Consider the following 17,092-nt stretch of genomic DNA (forward strand, 5'->3'; position numbering starts at 1 on the left):
GACGATAGAAGCTGGAGCGAATCGCCGGACATCGGACATTCTCACTGTTCACCAACCTGTCGTGAGGACACGCGCAGCGCTGCTGCGTTTGCGGCGTCTACGTCTTCCAGCAGACCCGCGGCGCGATATATCGCCGCCGACAGCTGATGTGCGACTTGCTCCGCCCGGACAAGTGCTTCGTATCCCTGCAGAGCCTTGTTCTCGAAACCCGCCTGCAACTCCTTAGCTGACTCGAATCCTCCGAATCCCGACTGCCTCGACTGATCCATTATTTGATTCTGAAATTCAGTGAGACGACTTGCATACCAGGTGAAATGACCAGCACACTCGCGCGCAGCTTCCTCAGTCAGGACGAAGGTTCCCGCTTCGGCAGCGGCAAAGAGCTGCCTGGTGTAGGCGGCGTCAGCGCTCATCGCAAACTCCAATCACAACGTCGGTCATGGGGTCGGGCGGACCGGAGAACTGACCTGCATGGCAGGCAGGTGACATCCGAGAGTCGCCGAAATGGTGGTCGCCGCAGGCTTGTCCGCTGTCGTCTCCGAGTTGAACACCGAAATCTTGGTACCGTCGCTCGGGTCTGTGAAGGTTATCGCTGGAACGTTAGGGTTGCGAGGTGACTTAGACGCCTGATCTATGAAGTTCGAATCGAGATGGTGTGGTTCCAAGGCCGCACGAACGCGCTCGTAGAACTCGGGCCACACCTTCTCCGGCATAGGCGACTGACTGATCGCATACGTCAACCCGCCGACGACCCCGTAGGTCCGATCGAACGGGGCCTCGCACTCCGAGGATGCGTGATGGACCGGCTGGGTTGTCCACACCGTCGCCGGCGATACGGCGGAGGCCACGTCCTGGATGGTCTTCGACAGCGCGATTACCTGCGCCGACCTCTCCTCGGCCGTGACACGTTGCTGCAGAACGGCCGCAGCGGCAGCCGTGTCGTCGTGATTCGTTTGTTCTGCACGGTACGGGTCTTCACCCCAAGTCGCCCAGACCCACATAGCCGTTACGAGAGCGACTACGAGCGCGCAGGATCCGAGAACGACCCAGACCACCGTCAAACCCTGGCGCACTGCCTGAGCGCGTCGTCCAGAACTCACCGACCGCCTCCGTTCGGATTGATCGCGTTCTGCGGAAGCCCAGCGACGACCGCGGCCAGGTTGTACCCGCTGCGATGCAATTGCTTGGTGTCGCCATCAACCCTGCCGTACTCGGAATGACCTTCGGCGCCGGTATACGTGGTGCCGTTGACAGTGACTTCGTCGGTGCTGAGGTGCGTGACCCACGGCATCTGATTGGGGCTACGACCAAAGTGGTTGAGATTGCCTACCTTCTCGTCCTTTTCGGTCATCTCGTACACATGCCCTGGCTTCAGGCCGAGATCGTCCGCCGACTCCACCGCATCGTTCAACCCCGACAGGTTGTAGGGGTTGGGGCCGTTGTTCAGCTGCCAGTCTCCACCGAGTCCTGGTGAGCCATAGAACACCACGTCGTCCACGACACCGGCCTTTTCTTGCAAGGCCAGGCTCGTGGCCAACGATCCGTATGAATGACCAAGAGCGGTGATGTGTGGGTCAGTGTTTTGATTGGCCTCGTTCAGTCCCGCGTAGAAATTCGACAACGGCACAGCGGCCTCCTGCGCTCGGTTTTGGAGCGCGACCTCCGGGTACGTGGAGTCTTTCTGCGGCGGGTCGTACCCCACCCAAGCGATTGTCGAGACCTTGGCTCCGGGCTGCCCCGCGCCGATCAATTGCGATTGCGCCTGATCCTGGAGTGCGCCCGCCTCACTGACCATCGAGCCCAGAGACTCACGCACATTCGACGTCAAGCCTGGAGTCGTGACCGAGATGTGGTCGGCAGTGTCCGGATCCCCGACGGCGACCGCCGCGCGAACCTGATCTCCGCTCGTCGTGTCGAGCATCAAGAGCTTGCGTGGTTGCTGTTCCGTGGCACCGTCAAGTGTCTTCGTGACAGCCTTGACGTCGGCGAGTTTGTTCTTCGCTTCTTCGAGCTTCTGTCCGATCGCGAACGATTCCGGTTTGGCCGCGGCCTGTGCGACCAGGCTTTGGTACTCCCGCTCGAGACGCACGGTTTCGGTGGCAAGGTAACTACGGTTGGCCGTGTCACGCACATCAGAGGGCAACCCATCCAAGCTGCCGATCGTTTGGGGCATGGTCCGGACAGCTTCAGCTTGCTGCTCGGGTGTCAACGAGTCCCAATACTTCCGATTCTCCGCGGCGGTCCCATCTTTCGGAGGTTGCGGGACCGACACGGGCACATTCGACGTACTGGTGTTCTCGAACTTGGCGTCGTCGGGCAGACCGGTGAACGCGGCCTTGATCGCGGTTGTCGCCGCCGTGTCGACGTCCGCGGCATTGGCCAGTGCCCGCTTCAACACCGCCGTACACGCATCGGCATCTGTCCTCAGCGCCGCGATCGCCGTGCTGTAGCGGTCAGCGTCACCGCCGACCGCGGAGTAGAGCCCTCGCTTGGTGACCTCTGTGATCTCGCAGGTGCCGTCGGGCTTGACCTCGAAATTCTTGGGTGCGGCTTCGGCAGTGGTCTTCGCGTCCGCCACCAGTGTTTTCGCGACCTGATAGTTGGAAGCGCTCAACGTGGCCGTCGTCCGGCCTTTGTCCAGCGCGGTCAGCACGACCATTGATTGAGTGCGCACGGTCTCGAAGCGAGTACGCATCGCTTCGCCGGCGGCGCCCTTCCAGGACTCGCGTGAATTGTCGACCGCCCGCCACTGCTCGTCCATCTTGGTGCGGAGCTCGGTGGCTTGCCGGTTCCACTCGTTCGCCAACGCCGTCAGCGACTCAGGTCGCCAGCTCAGCACCTGCGCAACGGTCAGAGCCTTGGTCACTTGATCCCCCCGCCCACCTTCGTGATTCCGTCGGCGTTGGCTTGATCGCGTTGCTGGAAGGCGATGATCGCGGCGACCGTCAACCCACCCAACTCAGCCAACGCCGTCCCAGCCGACTGCATCGACTTGTCGGCAGCGCGTGCCGCGTTCTTGCACGCCTCGGCGATATCCCCACCAGGAAACGCGTCCAGCATCCCGTCCGGCAGCGCGCCTCCTTTGCCGATCACCTGTGTTTCCTGACCCGCGGTTCCCAACCCGTCCGCCAGAACCCGCGCGGCGGCCGGGTCCAGGTCAAGATCGTCGTACGCACCCATGGAAAAGCCCCACCTTCTCGGCGCCCCTGGAACCACCCCCCAGGTGCCGTCACTCACACGTGATCAGTTCGGGTCACCTTATACTCTGGACGAGCGACACGCCGAGGGGAGGCACAATCGTGGGCGACATCGACCCGCTTGCCGACAAGGTCAACCACCTGCAGAGCTCGCTGGGCTCGCGGTCCCCCGCCCGATCCGACGGCGACCTCGTCCGGCTGGAGGTGAATCCGGACGGAACCATTCGCGACGTGCAATTGTCCGGCGCCGCCAGAGCGTTGACTCCCGACGAACTCGTCGTAGAGATCGTCCGAGTCCACACTGCGGCCGTCGAAGAGTCCCAGAAAGCGATCTCGGCGGCCATCGCCGCGCTGGAGGCTGACCCGCGCCTCGCCACTCTCACCGAACGCAGGGCTGATGCGCTCAGCCAGCCGACCCCCGGGGCTCGATCCACGTCGCCCGCACCCTCCAACACCAGCGAACCCGAGCCTTCGCAGCCCGCAACAACTCCACCTCGATCAGCAGTGCCGTCTGCACCGACTCAGCCCCGCCTGCACAACCAACCAGCATCTGCTCCGGCGTCCCGATTCGTCAGCACACCACCTCCAGCGCCACGCGCGGTTGACCAGCCTCAGACCAGAAGTCGCCAGCCAACCCCAGAGGAAGAGGAAGAGATGGACCGGTACTACGGGCGGAAGAGCTGGTTGGAGTATTGAGACGATCGTGCCGTCGACTTCTGGTCCCCGGAATTGCCTGGGATCCGCCCTCGACGAGATCAGGTTACCCGCCGAGTAGGGCACCGTTCGATCTTGAACCAACGAGTCTGGGCCGAGCACTCCCCTGAGCCCACCCGCAATCCCGCTGCGATGTGGAAACAACATCTAGCCGTTCTGGAGAGGTTCGAAGACGCCAACCGGTAGTAGCTAAGCGAACGGCGCGTTGCATCCATGCGGAAGGCAGTCACTACCTCCTCGCCCGAGGCCCGAGCCTGCTCCGAAAGGGGCTCGGTCCCTGGGCAAGCAGGTACGGTTTCCCCAGAAGAACAACATGTTTCGGAATCGGGGGTCTGATGGCAAACGGTAGGTTCTCGGCAGCAACCAAAGCGTTGGTCGCGGCGTGCGCGGGCTACATGTGCACCAATCCCGACTGCAACCGGCTACTCGTAGACCCGGAAGTCAAGACCGCAGACACGCTGCTCAAGTCCAACATCGGAAAGTTCGCACACATCCAGGGCAGAGAGTCCGGGAGCGCCCGATACGACCAGGACATGACCGACGAACAACGATCCGATCCGGCCAACGCGATCTTTCTGTGCGGTGTCTGCCACGACCTTGTCGACAACAACGGCGGGCCCGGATACCCGGTGGCACTGCTGACCCGATGGCGAGACGAACACACTGCCAGAGTAGACAACTCCTAGCCAGCCCGCGCCTGCCCCTTCTTCCCGAACTCATGCGACTCGAACACAACGCGAAAGTCGTGGCTCAGGTGTTCGACATCCTTGCCAATAAGCGATCGCTGCACCACTCGGTCTACATGGAGAACTGGCCTCATGTGATCCAGTCGCTAAAAGACCTGCGATCAGAGATGACCCGGGCACTGGGCGAGATCACCGACGACGACCGGTTGCGGAAAGATCTCACAGCCATCCGCGCCGCGGCGATCAACTTCATGAAAAATGTGATTGTCGAAGAGGACGGGTGGTTGCGCCGAAGCGAGGATCACGCAAACATGCATCTGGAGATCATGCGCGAAGAGATCGGCTCGATCGTGCACCGCCTCGCCAGGACTTACATAGTTTGATCCACCAAGGCTTCGAGGCTTCGGGAATGCCGGGATGCCGATAGCGCGGCTGGGGATAAGGCTGCCGATGTGGCTGTGGGTTGGTCACGGGAAATTCTCTGCCTCATGCGGCTGTGGACGGAGCGCTCAGTATAAGTTCAGCTCCGGTCTCCCCGACCGAGTTCGAGAAACTTGGCGCTGGGTGGGCTCAGTACTCGCAGTCGTTGTGCACGGGCGGGCTGTAGGTCATCGCGCCACACGCGAGGCAGGTGTGCGCCCGGTGATGCCCACCGACACGGCGGCACGGCAGCGCGACGACGACCGCACGCCCTGCGCCGAGACGGTGGCCGTTGCGGCATGCGCGCGGTGCCCCGGTGGCCCAACCGCCCCGGACTGCGTAGAGTCAACCGGGCTCGACCACGGTCCGACCGATCATCCAGACCGACTGCCACCCTTCGCTCATATGTTCGAGTATTCTCACTGTCATTTGCTCCTTACGCGCGAAGGACCGGTGTGGCCGACCACCGTATCTGTCACCCGATCAGGGTATCTGTCACCGAGAACACGCGATATGCGGCGTTGCAGCGCGTTCGAAGAGCCCGGCTGAACAGCGTGCAGCTCAGTGAAACCGCTTGATTCCGCAGCAGATCAGTCCTTGTCGACCTGGTCACGGCTGTTAATGACTACTGCGGTTTGCTGCCAAGACGTGAATGCCATGTCGGCAGGCGCGCTTCCCTGACCACCTCTTCGTAGATCCTGCTCAGATTGGCGGCCATAGCGAAGGTGGTCTGGATCTCGATGCCAGCCATGATCATCTGCATGTCGTCGAGCGGTTGCCGATACGAAGGCAGCTGCCCACGCAGCGCCACGAATCGGGCTTGAACATCGTGCAAGACGAACCAGCCTCCACGACCGATGGGCCGCCAGATGTCGAGTCTGAGGTTCGAGGAGAGAAAGTGCTCGACCATAGCCAGGATATGGTCGGGTAGCGGGCTCAGCCCGGTAGCGATCTCGTGCCTGTAATGGTCCAAATCATCTAGTAGATAGAGGATCTCGTTGTGCTGGTAGTTGAAGGTATTGAAGGCCGAATACAGCTTCGACCGGCGAGCAAGCAACCAGAGGTAGGCAATGCTCGCATCATCGCGGTCCAACACGTTCTGCGTCGGAATATGGATTGTTACTGTCGTTTGCGAGGCAAAGTCGGGATTGCTGGGAAGTAGAACTCTGGAAATGTAGTCGTTGAGGCATACGTAGTAGATGAGCTCGGTGTCCATTGTCGCGACACACAGCAACACGGGCGTGGCGTTGCCCATCGCCTCGATCGTGAGGATCTCGTCGACATCTAGAACGCAGGGCAGGACCTCGATCCGGGCAGACTCGCCGCTGCTCGTCCGCTTCAGCCCGTACTTAGAGACGTTCCTACGCTCATGGAGCGTAAACGTCCGAAATGTCGACGTCGCACGGGATTTCACCTGGACGAACAAGTGCTCTCCGAGAGTGTCGGCACTTTTTCGGCTTTCGTCGGTCCAGTCGAAGACCTCGACGTGCAGATCGATCCCGAAGTCGGCGCCGATCTTGCGAGTCAACCACTGCCGCGGGAACGCCGCGGCGACCAATTCCTCACCAGAGTCTCCCTGCATCTGGTTCAGGCTGCGCCGCTTGCGATGCGCGATCCGACCGCGCTCAGATCCAGCCACGTTTGCAGTAGTCCTATCTACACCGAAGGCGTCCCCTCGACCGCCCGTGAAGTCCGGCAGGATGGGCGGGTGTCAGGGAGCGCACGCGAAGTTCGTCGAGTCTAACTGCTGCCGCCAGGTTCTGATGGGGAGGGAATGCACGACTCGGTGGCCAGCTTGAGCTGATCGAGCAGGTCGTTCTGCTCGCCGGCATTTGCGGGGCGATCCAAGAGGTGCGCAGGCCAGGGCACTCACTGGTCAACGACGGCCTCGCGCTTACGAGGCCCCTCCGAACCGAACCAGCTGTCTCTGGACCTTACGAGCGGAAGCGCCGCACTCGGCAGCCAGCTCCTCGAGGGGGGCGTGCGTCGGCGGCCCTGCCATCGAGTCGCGTCCATGTCCGGATCCAATTGGTGCTGTGGTACCCAGTCGTAGGTCGGATCCGCCAGCAGCATCGGTAGGACCTTCGAACGTCTCTTCACCGTGACGCCGCGATGGCCCACCTGAGAGCTCCTGCACGCTGCTGACGTCACGCCCACTCAGGATGTGTCTGTGCATCCCGTCACCGCACACGACTATTGTCTCCCTGTCCGAGGGACTCGATCGTACGGAAGGCAAGGGACACGATGACGAACGCTCCGGTCGGCAGGAAACCAACGCGAGCCCCGGATGTTCCGTACAAGGACGGCGACGACCCTTTGCACATGCAGGGCGGCTGGATCTGGGCGCCACTACGCCTCGCCTGGCGAAAGGCGACCCCTGAGGAGCACGTACGCCAGCTCTTCATTTATCGACTCCACAAGAAGTGGGGATATTCACTAGATCAGATGTCTCAAGAGAGGCGCACCCAAAGCGGCCGCTCATCGAGCCGCGCGGACATAGTTGTCGCCAAGGACGCGCAAGCTCTTAGGGATAACCGCGACTACATAATTGTCGTCGAAGTAAAATCAGATAATGTCTCGATCGATGTGCGTGACTATGCCCAGGGCGAGAGCTACGCTAGGGCCGTGGGAGCCGAATTTCTAGTTTGCCAGAACAACAAAGAGCACTCTTTCTTCCGCCTAACTCCTGGCGCACCGGGACAGCGAATACAAATCGTCGAGATCCCGTCAGCGGCCGACATCCTGGTCCCGACGCGGCTTGAGTCCGTGCGTCGCGCCACAAAGACCTTCACACGAGATGAGTTCCAGCGTCTACTCCATGAATGCCACTCCATACTCAGAGACAACCATAAGATGGAGCCTGGCGCAGCCTTCGACGATATTTCGAGGATCTTGTTCATCAAGATGGCATACGAACGAATGGGCAAGGCTGAAGTATTCACCACCGACAAGATAAAGGAAGTAGCGCGAGCAAACCTCCTAGATGTCGAGGATCCCGGCGTACTGAACCAGTTGTTTGAAGTCACGAAGCGCAAATTTGAGGCCGATAATCTCTTTCCCGAAGATGATCGGATTAGAGTAACCTATCCGACTTTCGTGCGGATCGTTCGAATGCTGGAACGTTTCAATCTTTCCGATACGGGAGATGACATCAAGGGCTTGGCCTTCGAGAGGTTCCTCGGAGATACGTTCCGCGGAGAACTCGGGCAATTCTTTACTCCGAGGCCAATCGTCGAATTCATGGTCGCAGCACTCAACCCACAAGAAGGCGAGCGCATCTGCGACCCGGCATGCGGCACAGGCGGATTTCTAATCAAGACTTTCGAACATATAAAAGATGATATCGAGAAGTCTATCATTGAACAGAAAGAAGCAGCCAAGAGGGAGTTGACCGAGAAGGCAGCGAAGGCTGGCTGGACCGAAGACAAGCTCGACGAAGCGATCAGCGATGCCGTCTCAAAGATAAATGCTGAGTTGGACACCTCATCACCGGACTCGAGATTAGGCAAGGTCAGTCGTAATTCAATTTTCGGCGTAGATGCCGAAGCACGTGCCGCACGGACCGCCAAAATGAACATGATCATGCATGGGGATGGCCACGGCGGCATCTACTACCATGACGGGCTGCTGGATACGGGCGGGGTCTTCCCTGGCCAGTTCGATATAGTGCTGACCAACCCACCTTTTGGGGCCACAGTAGGCGACGACCAGCTCGTTGGAACTACAGAACAAGCGCAAGTCAACGTTGATCGATCCTACATTAAGAAATATAGCGAAAAATACGGCGACCGCTGGTCCCTAGCACACGGCCGGATGGTCGAAGCTGCGAAAAGTAGGCGGCCGATCCTGGAGCTATTCGACATAGGCCGCAGCCCGATTGCCGCGCCTATGGGTCAAGCGAAAGTCCGCCGGTCTCGGGCAACGGAAGAAGTGTTTGTTGAGCGATGCATCTCACTCCTTAAACCGGGTGGGAGAATGGGCATTGTACTACCCGACGGAATCCTCAATAACCCATCAACAGAATGGTTGAGAGAATACGTAGAAGGTCGAGCAAAACTAAGTTCTGTCATATCCATTCCCCACGAGGTATTTCGCTCCGCGAATGCTACCGTGAAGACTTCGCTGGTATTTCTGCGCCGATTCACTGACCATGAGGTGCGCGAGTGGAGCGACCTTACAAAGCGGATAGACATTGATGTGAGAACGGAGCTCCAAAGCCTGATCGACGAACTAAGAAGCGACCGAGCCCTGGCTGAAGTAGGAGGTGACACCACACTTCTGCCTCTACTAAACGAGATACTGGATGCTGGTGTGGGCAGTGCGAAAGAGAAGAAGCTCAGACTGCAGCTCTCAAGAGCACTAGGACCAGCTGGCAAGGCGAAAGCGCGTGCGATGTTACGGGATGTGAAAGGTCGCGAAGACGCTCTCGAAATGAGAATAGACTCCGAAGTTAGACTCCGCCGAAAGAAGGAGTGGGACTACCCGGTCCTCATGGCCGAAGTATCAGCAGCTGGCATCACCGGGTCCGGTGAGACAGGTCCACATGTGCCGAACGAGCTGCCGGAAGTGCTCGACAGCATCCGCGACTTCGAAAAGGATCCAGCCGGTTCCATCGAGCGACAAGAATCCGAATTCTTCCAGTAGGAGTAGGTGCAGCAGATTCAATGGTGGTCATACGAGGAGTCTCGTCCTCCCGGCTTTCGCGCTGGGATGTCAAAAGCGTGCTTTCTCAAACTTGGTCGGGAACGGATCGGAGCCTGAAAGAAATCGGTACGCTCGTTTCGAGGCGTCGCGACGAGCATACTGCGGGATCAGTTCGATATGGTTCTATTCACTTCGATGGGTCAATCTCACTACGCTCTCCGGAAACGCGGCTTGCCGGTAAAACATGGCTAGCCCATCCTGATGATCTCGTCTTCTCAAAGATCGATATCCGGAACGGTGCGATCGGCTTAGTTCCGAACGACTCTGATCCGATCGGATTCAGCTCGGAGTATCCGATATATGATGTCAGCGGCCCAGACCGCCTTGTACCAGAGTATCTCCATATTCTCTGTCGCACGAGCACTTTCCGTAGCCAGGTCGAAGCTCTTACCGTTGGACATAGTGGGCGACGTAGGATAACGCCCGAAAATTTCGAAGCCCTGAAGGTTCCTGTCCCCGATCGTCAAGAACAAATCAGGATCGCTGCGGAATACTCCAACGAGATACTTGAAGCGTCCCGACTCTCGGACGAGGCGGATCTCCTCGAGAAAGAGGGGAACATCGAGTTCTTGTCCGAGCTCGGGATTGAATACCGGCTTCTCAAGCAGAGACCCCGTTCAATAATAGTTGGCAGCTCAAGGGTTAATCGGTGGACTCTCCGTTCTGCCTTTGAATCCGTTCAAGGAGCAAGCCAGGAAAGCTCGAAGTACGACTTGAGAGCTCTGGGGAGCAATGGACTGTCAGTACTGAAACGTGGAGTATCAAAATCTCCCCGAAATCGTCCGGACAGGCATCCCCGCCCCTACATTCGCGTGGCAAATATTCAGAAGTGGGGCTTGGACCTATCCGACGTTAGGGAAATAGACGTACCACCCAATAATTTTCCTGCGGTCCGAATTTCATCAGGTAACATTCTCATCTGCCGAAACAACAGCCTTGAGCTGGTAGGTAAGGCAGCCATGTGGCGTGGCGAAATTTCGGAATGCACCCATGACGACCATGTTTTTCGCTTGGAGGTCAATATCGACGCACTCGATCCACGGTACGTCAACGCGTACCTGGCGACACCTGTTGCACGAACATGGTTCCAGGCGCGGGCGCAGATGACCACGAACCTCGCCGGTATTGCGGGCGACGCGGTAACAACCTTCCCAATTCCGATTCCCCCTCTACATATACAGGCAGAATTAGGTGAACGCATGGATGAGATCCGCGATAGCGCTCAGGGTCGGCGGAAGCTCTCCCGCGAGTTGTCCGCACAGGCACTTATCAACGCAGAAAGGTCGATGAGTTCCTCATAAGCAAGTGTCAAACCGAACATTCGCCAGTCAAATGGATCAGGTCCAGCAGCCTATCGCTAATTCACCGCTGCGACAGCCAGACCTATCGCGCGGGCGTGTTCCGCGACGATCCAGCGCGCAACGGGATCGGCGGACTCACCCGCGCGAACATTGCCAGTTCCTCGCAGAAACGCAGCTGGCGTCGACCACCGAGGCATGCCATGATCGAGCACCACGCTCCACGCTCAGATATGTAATCCTTGGCCAAGACGATGAACAACCTCTGGAACCGCTGGGGCCCAGTCGTGGCAAGGTCCCAAACAGAAGTCAGCCGCTAGCAGGGTTGGTGAGAGCGCTGGACACCGACCAATGCACGCCCTGATCGTGCTCTAGCACATCAACCGCTGGTCAATGGTCCATCGAACAGCGAGACGACTTTGCCCGCGGTCCCGCTGTCGTTCGCCAGAATCGTCGCACTCGGCATAGTCGGAAGTGGACTTCGAGCCGTAATCGTTCGGAACAGTTCGGCAGGAACCAGACATTGCTCGATCAGTGTCTTCTCGCTGATTCCTTCGCTGTCAAGCAGCTCGACGGCACGCGGAAGAAGCGACGGTTGTTCCATCACCTTGATCGATGCGGGTTCGTCGCGTCGCCAGCCGCGCGCCGAAATCGTCGCCATCGCGTTGCGGTAGGACACATCGCTCAGCACACCGAGCGTCCGAGCCCTGTAGAGCAGCGCTTGGATGCTGACACCCCAGTGCTCCTTGAGCTGGCGCAAGTCTCTCCAGGCGCTGCCTCCCATACTTGTCGGCAGCTCTCCCCGGATAAGGTCCGCTGGCATCAGGAGTTCGGATGCGAAGCGGTTGGCCTGATTTTCTACGATCCTGCCGCCCGGTTCGGCGTCGCTGTGCATCAGCAGATGGCCGAGTTCATGTGCCACGTCGAACCGCTGCCGGTAGTAGTCGCGCTTGATCGGATTCAAAACCACGACGGGACGCAGTCGGCTGTCAAAGGAGTATGCGTCGACATCCGCTGCCTGGTCAGGACTGAATACAACCAGCACACCATGATTCTCAAGGGTGCGGATGAGGTGGCCGGCCGGGCCGTCTCCGAAATTCCATCGTTGGCGGAGTAGCCGCGCCGCTCGTTCCGGACCGTCGTCGTCATCCTGCTCGACATCGACAGGGAAGCTCGGCAGGTCGGTTTCGGGAAACTCGACGTGCCGTTCGAGACAGCTGGAGATGTCGACTGCTAGTTGCCCGTAGGCGAAGGCTTGGTCGCGTGCGAGTTGACTGGTAGACCGCAACGACCGGAAGTGCGGAGTACAGCTGAGCGAAGCGACGTCGTCGGGACGGACTACGAAGAAACTCGGATCTACCCCAAGCCCGAGTGCCAACTGAGCGACCGCGGCAGCAGACGGGCGCTTGGCACCGGACTCCCAGCTGGCAACCGCAGTCGGGCTCTTGTCGACCATTGCCGCCAAGGCAGTCTTACGCAAGCCAGCCAGCTGGCGTGCCAATGTCAGGCGGCCGCCGTCGAAGAAAGCGGCCGCCTCGATCGTTCGGTCGGTAGTCGAGGACCGTGTGGTCACTGTGCACCGATGGCATCGCCGCCGGACTCGGTGGCAGGCCGACGCCGCAGACGCACGGGAGCATCCGGCTCTACATCCAGCCCAGTGGGACCAGGGCCGGTGTCGCCACGCCGCCCACCACTGACAGGAGGCAGTTTGAGCAGGTTCTCAAGCCACAGCCATGTGTCACCGCCAGCAGAATTGAGTCGCGGACGACCGAACCCGAGTTCGATGTCGCCACTGACCATATCGATGCTGTGGCCGACCACGAAGGTGGTCATATCCAGCTTCTGGCTTTCTTTGAGTTGCGCTTCCAGAGTGCTCAGCTCTGTGTCGGCGTCGCCGTCGAACAGCGAGCCCTGGTCAGGATACGCGTCGGGCTGGGAGGCCACCTTTTGTTTGGTCGGACTCTTCTGGGACCAAGGCAGCTCACGCAGCTTGCCGAAACCAGCCGCGGCCAGCAGGAATCGCTTATCCCCAAACGACCAACCATTGCTCAGGTTGAGATTGTTACGCACCACAACGCCCGGGTCCAGCCGAGGCATCGACTCGATTTCATTGCTGGGCAGCTGTGCGTACAGCAGGTCGAGCGCGGCGTCAGGATCGCCACCATTGACCGAGTACCGTTTACACGCGAACACGCGGTCCAGGCGGTCCGTAAACAGTTTGAAGCGAGAGGTACCGACCCACCCGGGGTCATCGAAGGCCGCGTCGTCGGCCGAGGTCGTCAACAACCGTGCTGTCGCCGACTGATACGCCCATCGGATACCCGCGAGCACTCCAGCATTTCCGAGTTCGGCGATGACGTCCTGTTGTTCGCTCACGCACAGAACTCTACCAGATGCAGTAAATCGCGTACGAAACTGAACCTCAGCGGTGTGTTGCCGCATGAAAACCCCTCATGACTTCACTGGCGGTGGTGACGAAATCTTGGCCGAGGCATGCACTGGCGTCGATGGGGTTTCAGGCCGTGTCCTGCCCAGCAGCTCATCAGGGCCGCAGCTGCCTACAGCGGGTACGCGGCTTCGACGATTAGCCGCCCGCTCCCCAGTTGCAGGTCACCCGCGTTCCCTTCTTCGATGTGCCCCGCCGAGGGCACCAACCTGCGACGGCATCTTCACAGGTCAGAGCCGTCGTTTATCGTTGCAGGTTCGATTCCACGGGGAAACGTGGGAGTCTGGGCCGCCTGTTACAGCGTGAGCAGCGTTTTGATCGCTTTGCGTTCGTCCATGGATCGGTAACCCTCGGCCGCTTGGTCCAGGGGAAGGACCTGGTCGAAGACCTTGCCAGGGTCGATTTTCCGATTCCAGATGAGGTCGATCAGCTCCGGCAGGAACCGGCGGACCGGCGCGGGACCGCCCAGCAGGTGAACTTCGGCGAAGAAGACGTTGTCCAGGGGCAGGGCGACGTCGTGGGCGACGCCAACGAAGCCGATGTGGCCACCGGGGCGGGTCGAGCCGATGGCCTGCATCATCGATTCGCGGGTGCCGACGGCTTCGATGACGCTGTGGGCGCCGAGCCCGTCGGTGAGGTCCTTGATCGCGGCAATGCCGTCGTCACCCCGGGTTTCCACGATGTCGGTGGCACCGAACTCGCGAGCGAGAGTCTGGCGGTCGGCGTGGCGCGACATCGCGATGATGCGTTCGGCCCCGAGTTGTTTCGCGGCCAGTACACCCATGAGGCCGACTGCGCCGTCGCCGACCACGGCGACGGTCTTGCCGGGGCCCGCCGCTGCGGCGATGGCGGCGAACCAGCCGGTGCCGAGCACGTCGGAGGCCGCGAGGAGCGACGGGATCAGGTCCTCGTCGGGCTGACCGGGGGTGGCCACGAGGGTGCCGTCGGCGTAGGGGATGCGCGCCTTCTCGGCTTGGGTGCCGATCGCCCCGGCGACGAAAGAGCCGTGCACACAGCGGGATTGGTATCCGTCGCGGCAGATGGGGCAGGTGTTGTCGGAGATGCAGAACGATCCGACGACGAAGTCACCGACCTTCAACGTTGCCACGTCGGCGCCGATCTCTTCCACGATGCCTACGTATTCGTGGCCCATCAGGGTGTGGTCGACCGGCTCGACACCTCGGTAGGGCCACAGGTCCGATCCGCAGATGCAGGTCGCGGTGATGCGGATGACGGCATCGGTGGGGTCGATGATCTGCGGGTCCTCGCGTTCGACGACGCGCACATCGCCGGGTGCGTACATCACTACTCCACGCATGAAAAACCTTCCTCTCGGTCGTTGGCGGTGCCTGAACTCAGTCGGTGGTGATGGTGAGGGGCCGATCTGGTGCCGCGGCGAGGATGGCGTCGAGGCCGGTCTCGATCTCGCCGATCATCACGATCCCGGGGCTCGGGATGCGGAACCCATCCTCGTGGTGATAGATGGCCAGATCGCTGCTGGGTGACCAGTAGCCGAGTTGGCCCGCGCGGTAGTCGCTGCGCCCGTCGCCGCCGGTGAGGGCACGTGGCAGGGGCCCGGCGATCTCGCGCCCACCGAGGTCGTGGGTGGTGATCGTGACCGGTAACAGCGAGGCGAAGTCGCGGGAGGTCGCGTTGCTGTAGAGATGGCCGGTGGCTTCGGCCGTTCCGGCAGTGAGTCGAATACGCATGAGCGTTTGCTCCTGGCCTGGTTGGTCGAGTGTGGGTGATGCGGCGGTGGTGGGCGAGGGCGCCGAACTGTTGGCGCAGCCGGCGAGCACGGTGGCGAGCATCGCGGCCGCCGCGAGCATGACGCGGCGTGGGCTCACGCGGTCTGTCCGCCGTCGGCGACGAGGGCGGCACCGACGACGAAGGAGGCTGCGTCCGAGCACAGCCATAGCACCGCGTCGGCGATCTCGTCGGGAGTGCCCATGCGGCCGATCGGTTCCTGCGCGATCACGCGGGCTCGGCCTGCGTCGTCGCCGGTGAAGCGGTCCATCATGGCGGTGTCGATGATGCCGGGGCAGATGGCGTTGATCCGGATTCCCTGGTTCGCGTAGTCCAGTGCGGCGGACTTGGTCATCCCGATGACACCGTGTTTGGCTGCGGCGTAGGCGGATTGGTCTTTGAACCCTTTGACGCCCGCGCCGGAGGAGGTTGTTGACGATCGCGCCGCCACCGTTGGCGAGCATGAGCGGGATTTGGTGTTTCATGCACAGGAACACCCCGCGGACGTCCACGGCCATGATGCGGTCGAACTCGTCGTCGGAGATGTCGGCCAGGGGCGCGGTCGGCTGCTCGACACCGGCGTTGTTGAACGCGGCGTCGAGGCGACCGTAGGTGTCGATCGTGGCGGCCAGTGCGGCCTCGACGTCCTCGGCGCGGGTGACGTCGCAGCGCACCGCCAGGGCGTTGCCGCCGAGGTCGGTGATGGCTCGGGCGGTGTCACGAACACCGTCCTCGCTGATGTCGGCGACGACGACGTTGGCTCCGGCGCGGGCGAAGGCCAGGGCGGTGGCGCGGCCGATGCCGCTGGTCGCGCCGGTGATGAACGCGGTCTTTCCGGCGAAGCTGTCAGCATGGGACATCGATGACTCCTTCTCGGGGACGCGATGGTGGGGACCGGGCTGATTCAGTGGGGATCGGTCCGTGCGGATTGCTGCGGTGCGGGGGCGGTGAGATTGGTTGCGCTCCAACTCGCCAGCAGCGACAGGGCATCGGCCGAGGGGCTGGCGGGTTCGGGGCTGTAGAAGGTGAGAACCAGACCGGGCTCGGCGGGCAGCGGCATCGTTTCGTAGGCCACCTCGAGGTCACCGACGACGGGATGGTGGAAGTGTTTGGTGCCGGTGTAGTGCAGGCGCACATTGTGTTTGGCCCAGCGCACACGGAATTCTTCACTGCGCGTGGACAGTTCGCCGACGAGATCGGAGATGGTGCGGTCATACGGGTCACGTCCGGCGTCGGTCCGCAGGAGATTGACCGCGTTGTCGGCCGCCTGGTCCCAATTCGGGTAGAACTCGCGGGCTCCCGGGTCGAGGAAGCAGAACCGCACGAAGTTCACCGGTGTGCTGATATCGGGATGCAGAGGGTCGGGATACATGGGCGCGTAGAAGGCGTAGGCGAGCTGGTTCGCGCACACCAGATCCTGGCGGGCGTTGCGCACGAACGCGGGCACCGTCGAAGCGTCGAGCAACCGCTGCACGATCAGTCGGGCAGTTTTGGTCCGGCGTGGACGGGCACGTTGCGGGCCGGTGGTGATCGCGCGATGCAGGTCGAAAAGGTGGGAGCGTTCGGCTTCGTCGAGTTCGAGTGCCCGGGCGATCGCGTCGAGGACCTGCTCTGAGACGCCGGTGACCTTGCCGCGTTCGATCTGGGTGTAGTAGTCCACCGAGAGTCCGGCCAAGGTGGCGACCTCTTGGCGGCGCAATCCCTTCACCCGGCGCTTGGCCGCGTCATAGACCGGCAAGCCGACTTGTTCGGGGGTGATCTTGGCGCGCCGTGAGGCGAGGAACTCACCGATCTGTGCCGCACGTTGCTGGCTGTCCATGTCTGCGAGGCTACGGCCCAGCTCACCACCCGTGCCAGGTGCTGTGAGGGGGGGTGTTGGCA

Annotated in this window: 16 protein-coding genes and 1 pseudogene; 5 read left to right on the forward strand and 12 right to left on the reverse strand. The window is 61.0% G+C overall.

Annotated elements, in window-relative coordinates; genetic code table 11:
• Positions 1–41 precede the first annotated feature (41 nt).
• The 4 genes from DFR69_RS33890 to DFR69_RS08150 are packed head-to-tail and all read right to left on the reverse strand — an operon-like array spanning position 42 to position 3,180.
• The gene (locus DFR69_RS33890; RefSeq protein WP_146229228.1) at positions 42–413 is read right to left on the reverse strand and encodes a hypothetical protein; all 372 of its coding nucleotides are present in this window, start codon (positions 411–413) and stop codon (positions 42–44) included.
• Positions 414–437: 24 nt separating this feature from the next.
• Positions 438–1,055, reverse strand: coding sequence for an LppA family lipoprotein (locus tag DFR69_RS08140; RefSeq protein WP_146229229.1), 618 nt, complete (start codon positions 1,053–1,055; stop codon positions 438–440).
• A gap of 41 nt (positions 1,056–1,096) precedes the next feature.
• Positions 1,097–2,866, reverse strand: a complete 1,770-nt coding sequence (locus tag DFR69_RS08145) for an alpha/beta hydrolase (RefSeq protein WP_110036780.1) — start codon at positions 2,864–2,866, stop codon at positions 1,097–1,099.
• Positions 2,863–3,180, reverse strand: a complete 318-nt coding sequence (locus DFR69_RS08150) for a hypothetical protein (protein ID WP_110036781.1) — start codon at positions 3,178–3,180, stop codon at positions 2,863–2,865. Before DFR69_RS08150 ends, DFR69_RS08145 begins: the two co-directional genes overlap by 4 nt.
• A 119-nt stretch (positions 3,181–3,299) precedes the next feature.
• Here DFR69_RS08150 and DFR69_RS33895 point away from each other — a divergent pair, with 119 nt between their 5' ends.
• The 3 genes from DFR69_RS33895 to DFR69_RS08160 all read left to right on the forward strand — a co-directional run bounded on the left by DFR69_RS33895 (position 3,300) and on the right by DFR69_RS08160 (position 4,980).
• Positions 3,300–3,893, forward strand: a complete 594-nt coding sequence (locus tag DFR69_RS33895; protein ID WP_146229230.1) for a hypothetical protein — start codon at positions 3,300–3,302, stop codon at positions 3,891–3,893.
• Positions 3,894–4,246: 353 nt separating this feature from the next.
• Positions 4,247–4,597 (forward strand): hypothetical protein, encoded by a 351-nt coding sequence (locus DFR69_RS34785; protein WP_147123854.1) that lies wholly within the window; start codon positions 4,247–4,249, stop codon positions 4,595–4,597.
• 59 nt (positions 4,598–4,656) lie between these two features.
• A complete protein-coding gene (locus tag DFR69_RS08160) occupies positions 4,657–4,980 on the forward strand; it encodes a hypothetical protein (protein WP_110036783.1) in 324 nt (107 codons plus the stop codon).
• Between the two features lie 662 nt (positions 4,981–5,642).
• Here the strand turns inward: DFR69_RS08160 and DFR69_RS08165 are convergent.
• Positions 5,643–6,656, reverse strand: coding sequence for a DUF4365 domain-containing protein (locus tag DFR69_RS08165; RefSeq protein WP_146229231.1), 1,014 nt, complete (start codon positions 6,654–6,656; stop codon positions 5,643–5,645).
• A 605-nt stretch (positions 6,657–7,261) separates the two neighbouring features.
• On the opposite strand from DFR69_RS08165, the gene DFR69_RS08170 reads away from it, so the two are divergent.
• Together DFR69_RS08170 and DFR69_RS34790 are read left to right on the forward strand one after the other, a co-directional pair.
• Positions 7,262–9,661 (forward strand): N-6 DNA methylase, encoded by a 2,400-nt coding sequence (locus DFR69_RS08170; protein WP_110036785.1) that lies wholly within the window; start codon positions 7,262–7,264, stop codon positions 9,659–9,661.
• Positions 9,662–10,533: 872 nt separating this feature from the next.
• Positions 10,534–11,022, forward strand: a complete 489-nt coding sequence (locus DFR69_RS34790) for a restriction endonuclease subunit S domain-containing protein (RefSeq protein ID WP_146229232.1) — start codon at positions 10,534–10,536, stop codon at positions 11,020–11,022.
• Between the two features lie 376 nt (positions 11,023–11,398).
• Here DFR69_RS34790 and DFR69_RS08175 read toward each other — a convergent pair whose 3' ends face one another.
• From DFR69_RS08175 to DFR69_RS08200, 7 genes and pseudogenes are all read right to left on the reverse strand, one after another.
• Complete coding sequence (locus tag DFR69_RS08175) at positions 11,399–12,592, reverse strand: helix-turn-helix domain-containing protein (RefSeq protein ID WP_110036786.1); 1,194 nt, start codon at positions 12,590–12,592, stop codon at positions 11,399–11,401.
• On the reverse strand, positions 12,589–13,395 hold the full coding sequence (locus DFR69_RS08180; protein WP_110036787.1) for a hypothetical protein: 807 nt from the start codon (positions 13,393–13,395) through the stop codon (positions 12,589–12,591). The genes DFR69_RS08175 and DFR69_RS08180 overlap by 4 nt, the downstream gene beginning before the upstream one ends.
• Before the next feature lie 365 nt (positions 13,396–13,760).
• A complete protein-coding gene (locus tag DFR69_RS08185) occupies positions 13,761–14,783 on the reverse strand; it encodes a zinc-dependent alcohol dehydrogenase family protein (protein ID WP_110036788.1) in 1,023 nt (340 codons plus the stop codon).
• 37 nt (positions 14,784–14,820) lie between these two features.
• Complete coding sequence (locus DFR69_RS08190) at positions 14,821–15,312, reverse strand: cyclophilin-like fold protein (protein ID WP_244198143.1); 492 nt, start codon at positions 15,310–15,312, stop codon at positions 14,821–14,823.
• Complete coding sequence (locus DFR69_RS35660) at positions 15,309–15,662, reverse strand: SDR family NAD(P)-dependent oxidoreductase (protein WP_308633197.1); 354 nt, start codon at positions 15,660–15,662, stop codon at positions 15,309–15,311. Before DFR69_RS35660 ends, DFR69_RS08190 begins: the two co-directional genes overlap by 4 nt.
• A 40-nt stretch (positions 15,663–15,702) precedes the next feature.
• A pseudogene (locus DFR69_RS35665) lies at positions 15,703–16,071 on the reverse strand (SDR family NAD(P)-dependent oxidoreductase); the annotation flags it as partial.
• A 44-nt stretch (positions 16,072–16,115) separates the two neighbouring features.
• Complete coding sequence (locus DFR69_RS08200) at positions 16,116–17,030, reverse strand: helix-turn-helix transcriptional regulator (protein ID WP_110036789.1); 915 nt, start codon at positions 17,028–17,030, stop codon at positions 16,116–16,118.
• Positions 17,031–17,092 lie beyond the last annotated feature (62 nt).

The organism is Nocardia neocaledoniensis, from assembly GCF_003182135.1.
Taxonomy (GTDB): domain Bacteria; phylum Actinomycetota; class Actinomycetes; order Mycobacteriales; family Mycobacteriaceae; genus Nocardia; species Nocardia neocaledoniensis.

Excerpts from the sequence above, each read along its gene's own strand:
- DFR69_RS33890 (WP_146229228.1), bottom strand. The coding sequence starts at position 413 with ATGAGCGCTGACGCCGCCTACACCAGGCAGCTCTTTGCCGCTGCCGAA.
- DFR69_RS08150 (WP_110036781.1), bottom strand. The coding sequence starts at position 3,180 with ATGGGTGCGTACGACGATCTTGACCTGGACCCGGCCGCCGCGCGGGTT.
- DFR69_RS34785 (WP_147123854.1), top strand. The coding sequence starts at position 4,247 with ATGGCAAACGGTAGGTTCTCGGCAGCAACCAAAGCGTTGGTCGCGGCG.
- DFR69_RS08170 (WP_110036785.1), top strand. The coding sequence starts at position 7,262 with ATGACGAACGCTCCGGTCGGCAGGAAACCAACGCGAGCCCCGGATGTT.
- DFR69_RS08185 (WP_110036788.1), bottom strand. The coding sequence starts at position 14,783 with ATGCGTGGAGTAGTGATGTACGCACCCGGCGATGTGCGCGTCGTCGAA.
- DFR69_RS08200 (WP_110036789.1), bottom strand. The coding sequence starts at position 17,030 with ATGGACAGCCAGCAACGTGCGGCACAGATCGGTGAGTTCCTCGCCTCA.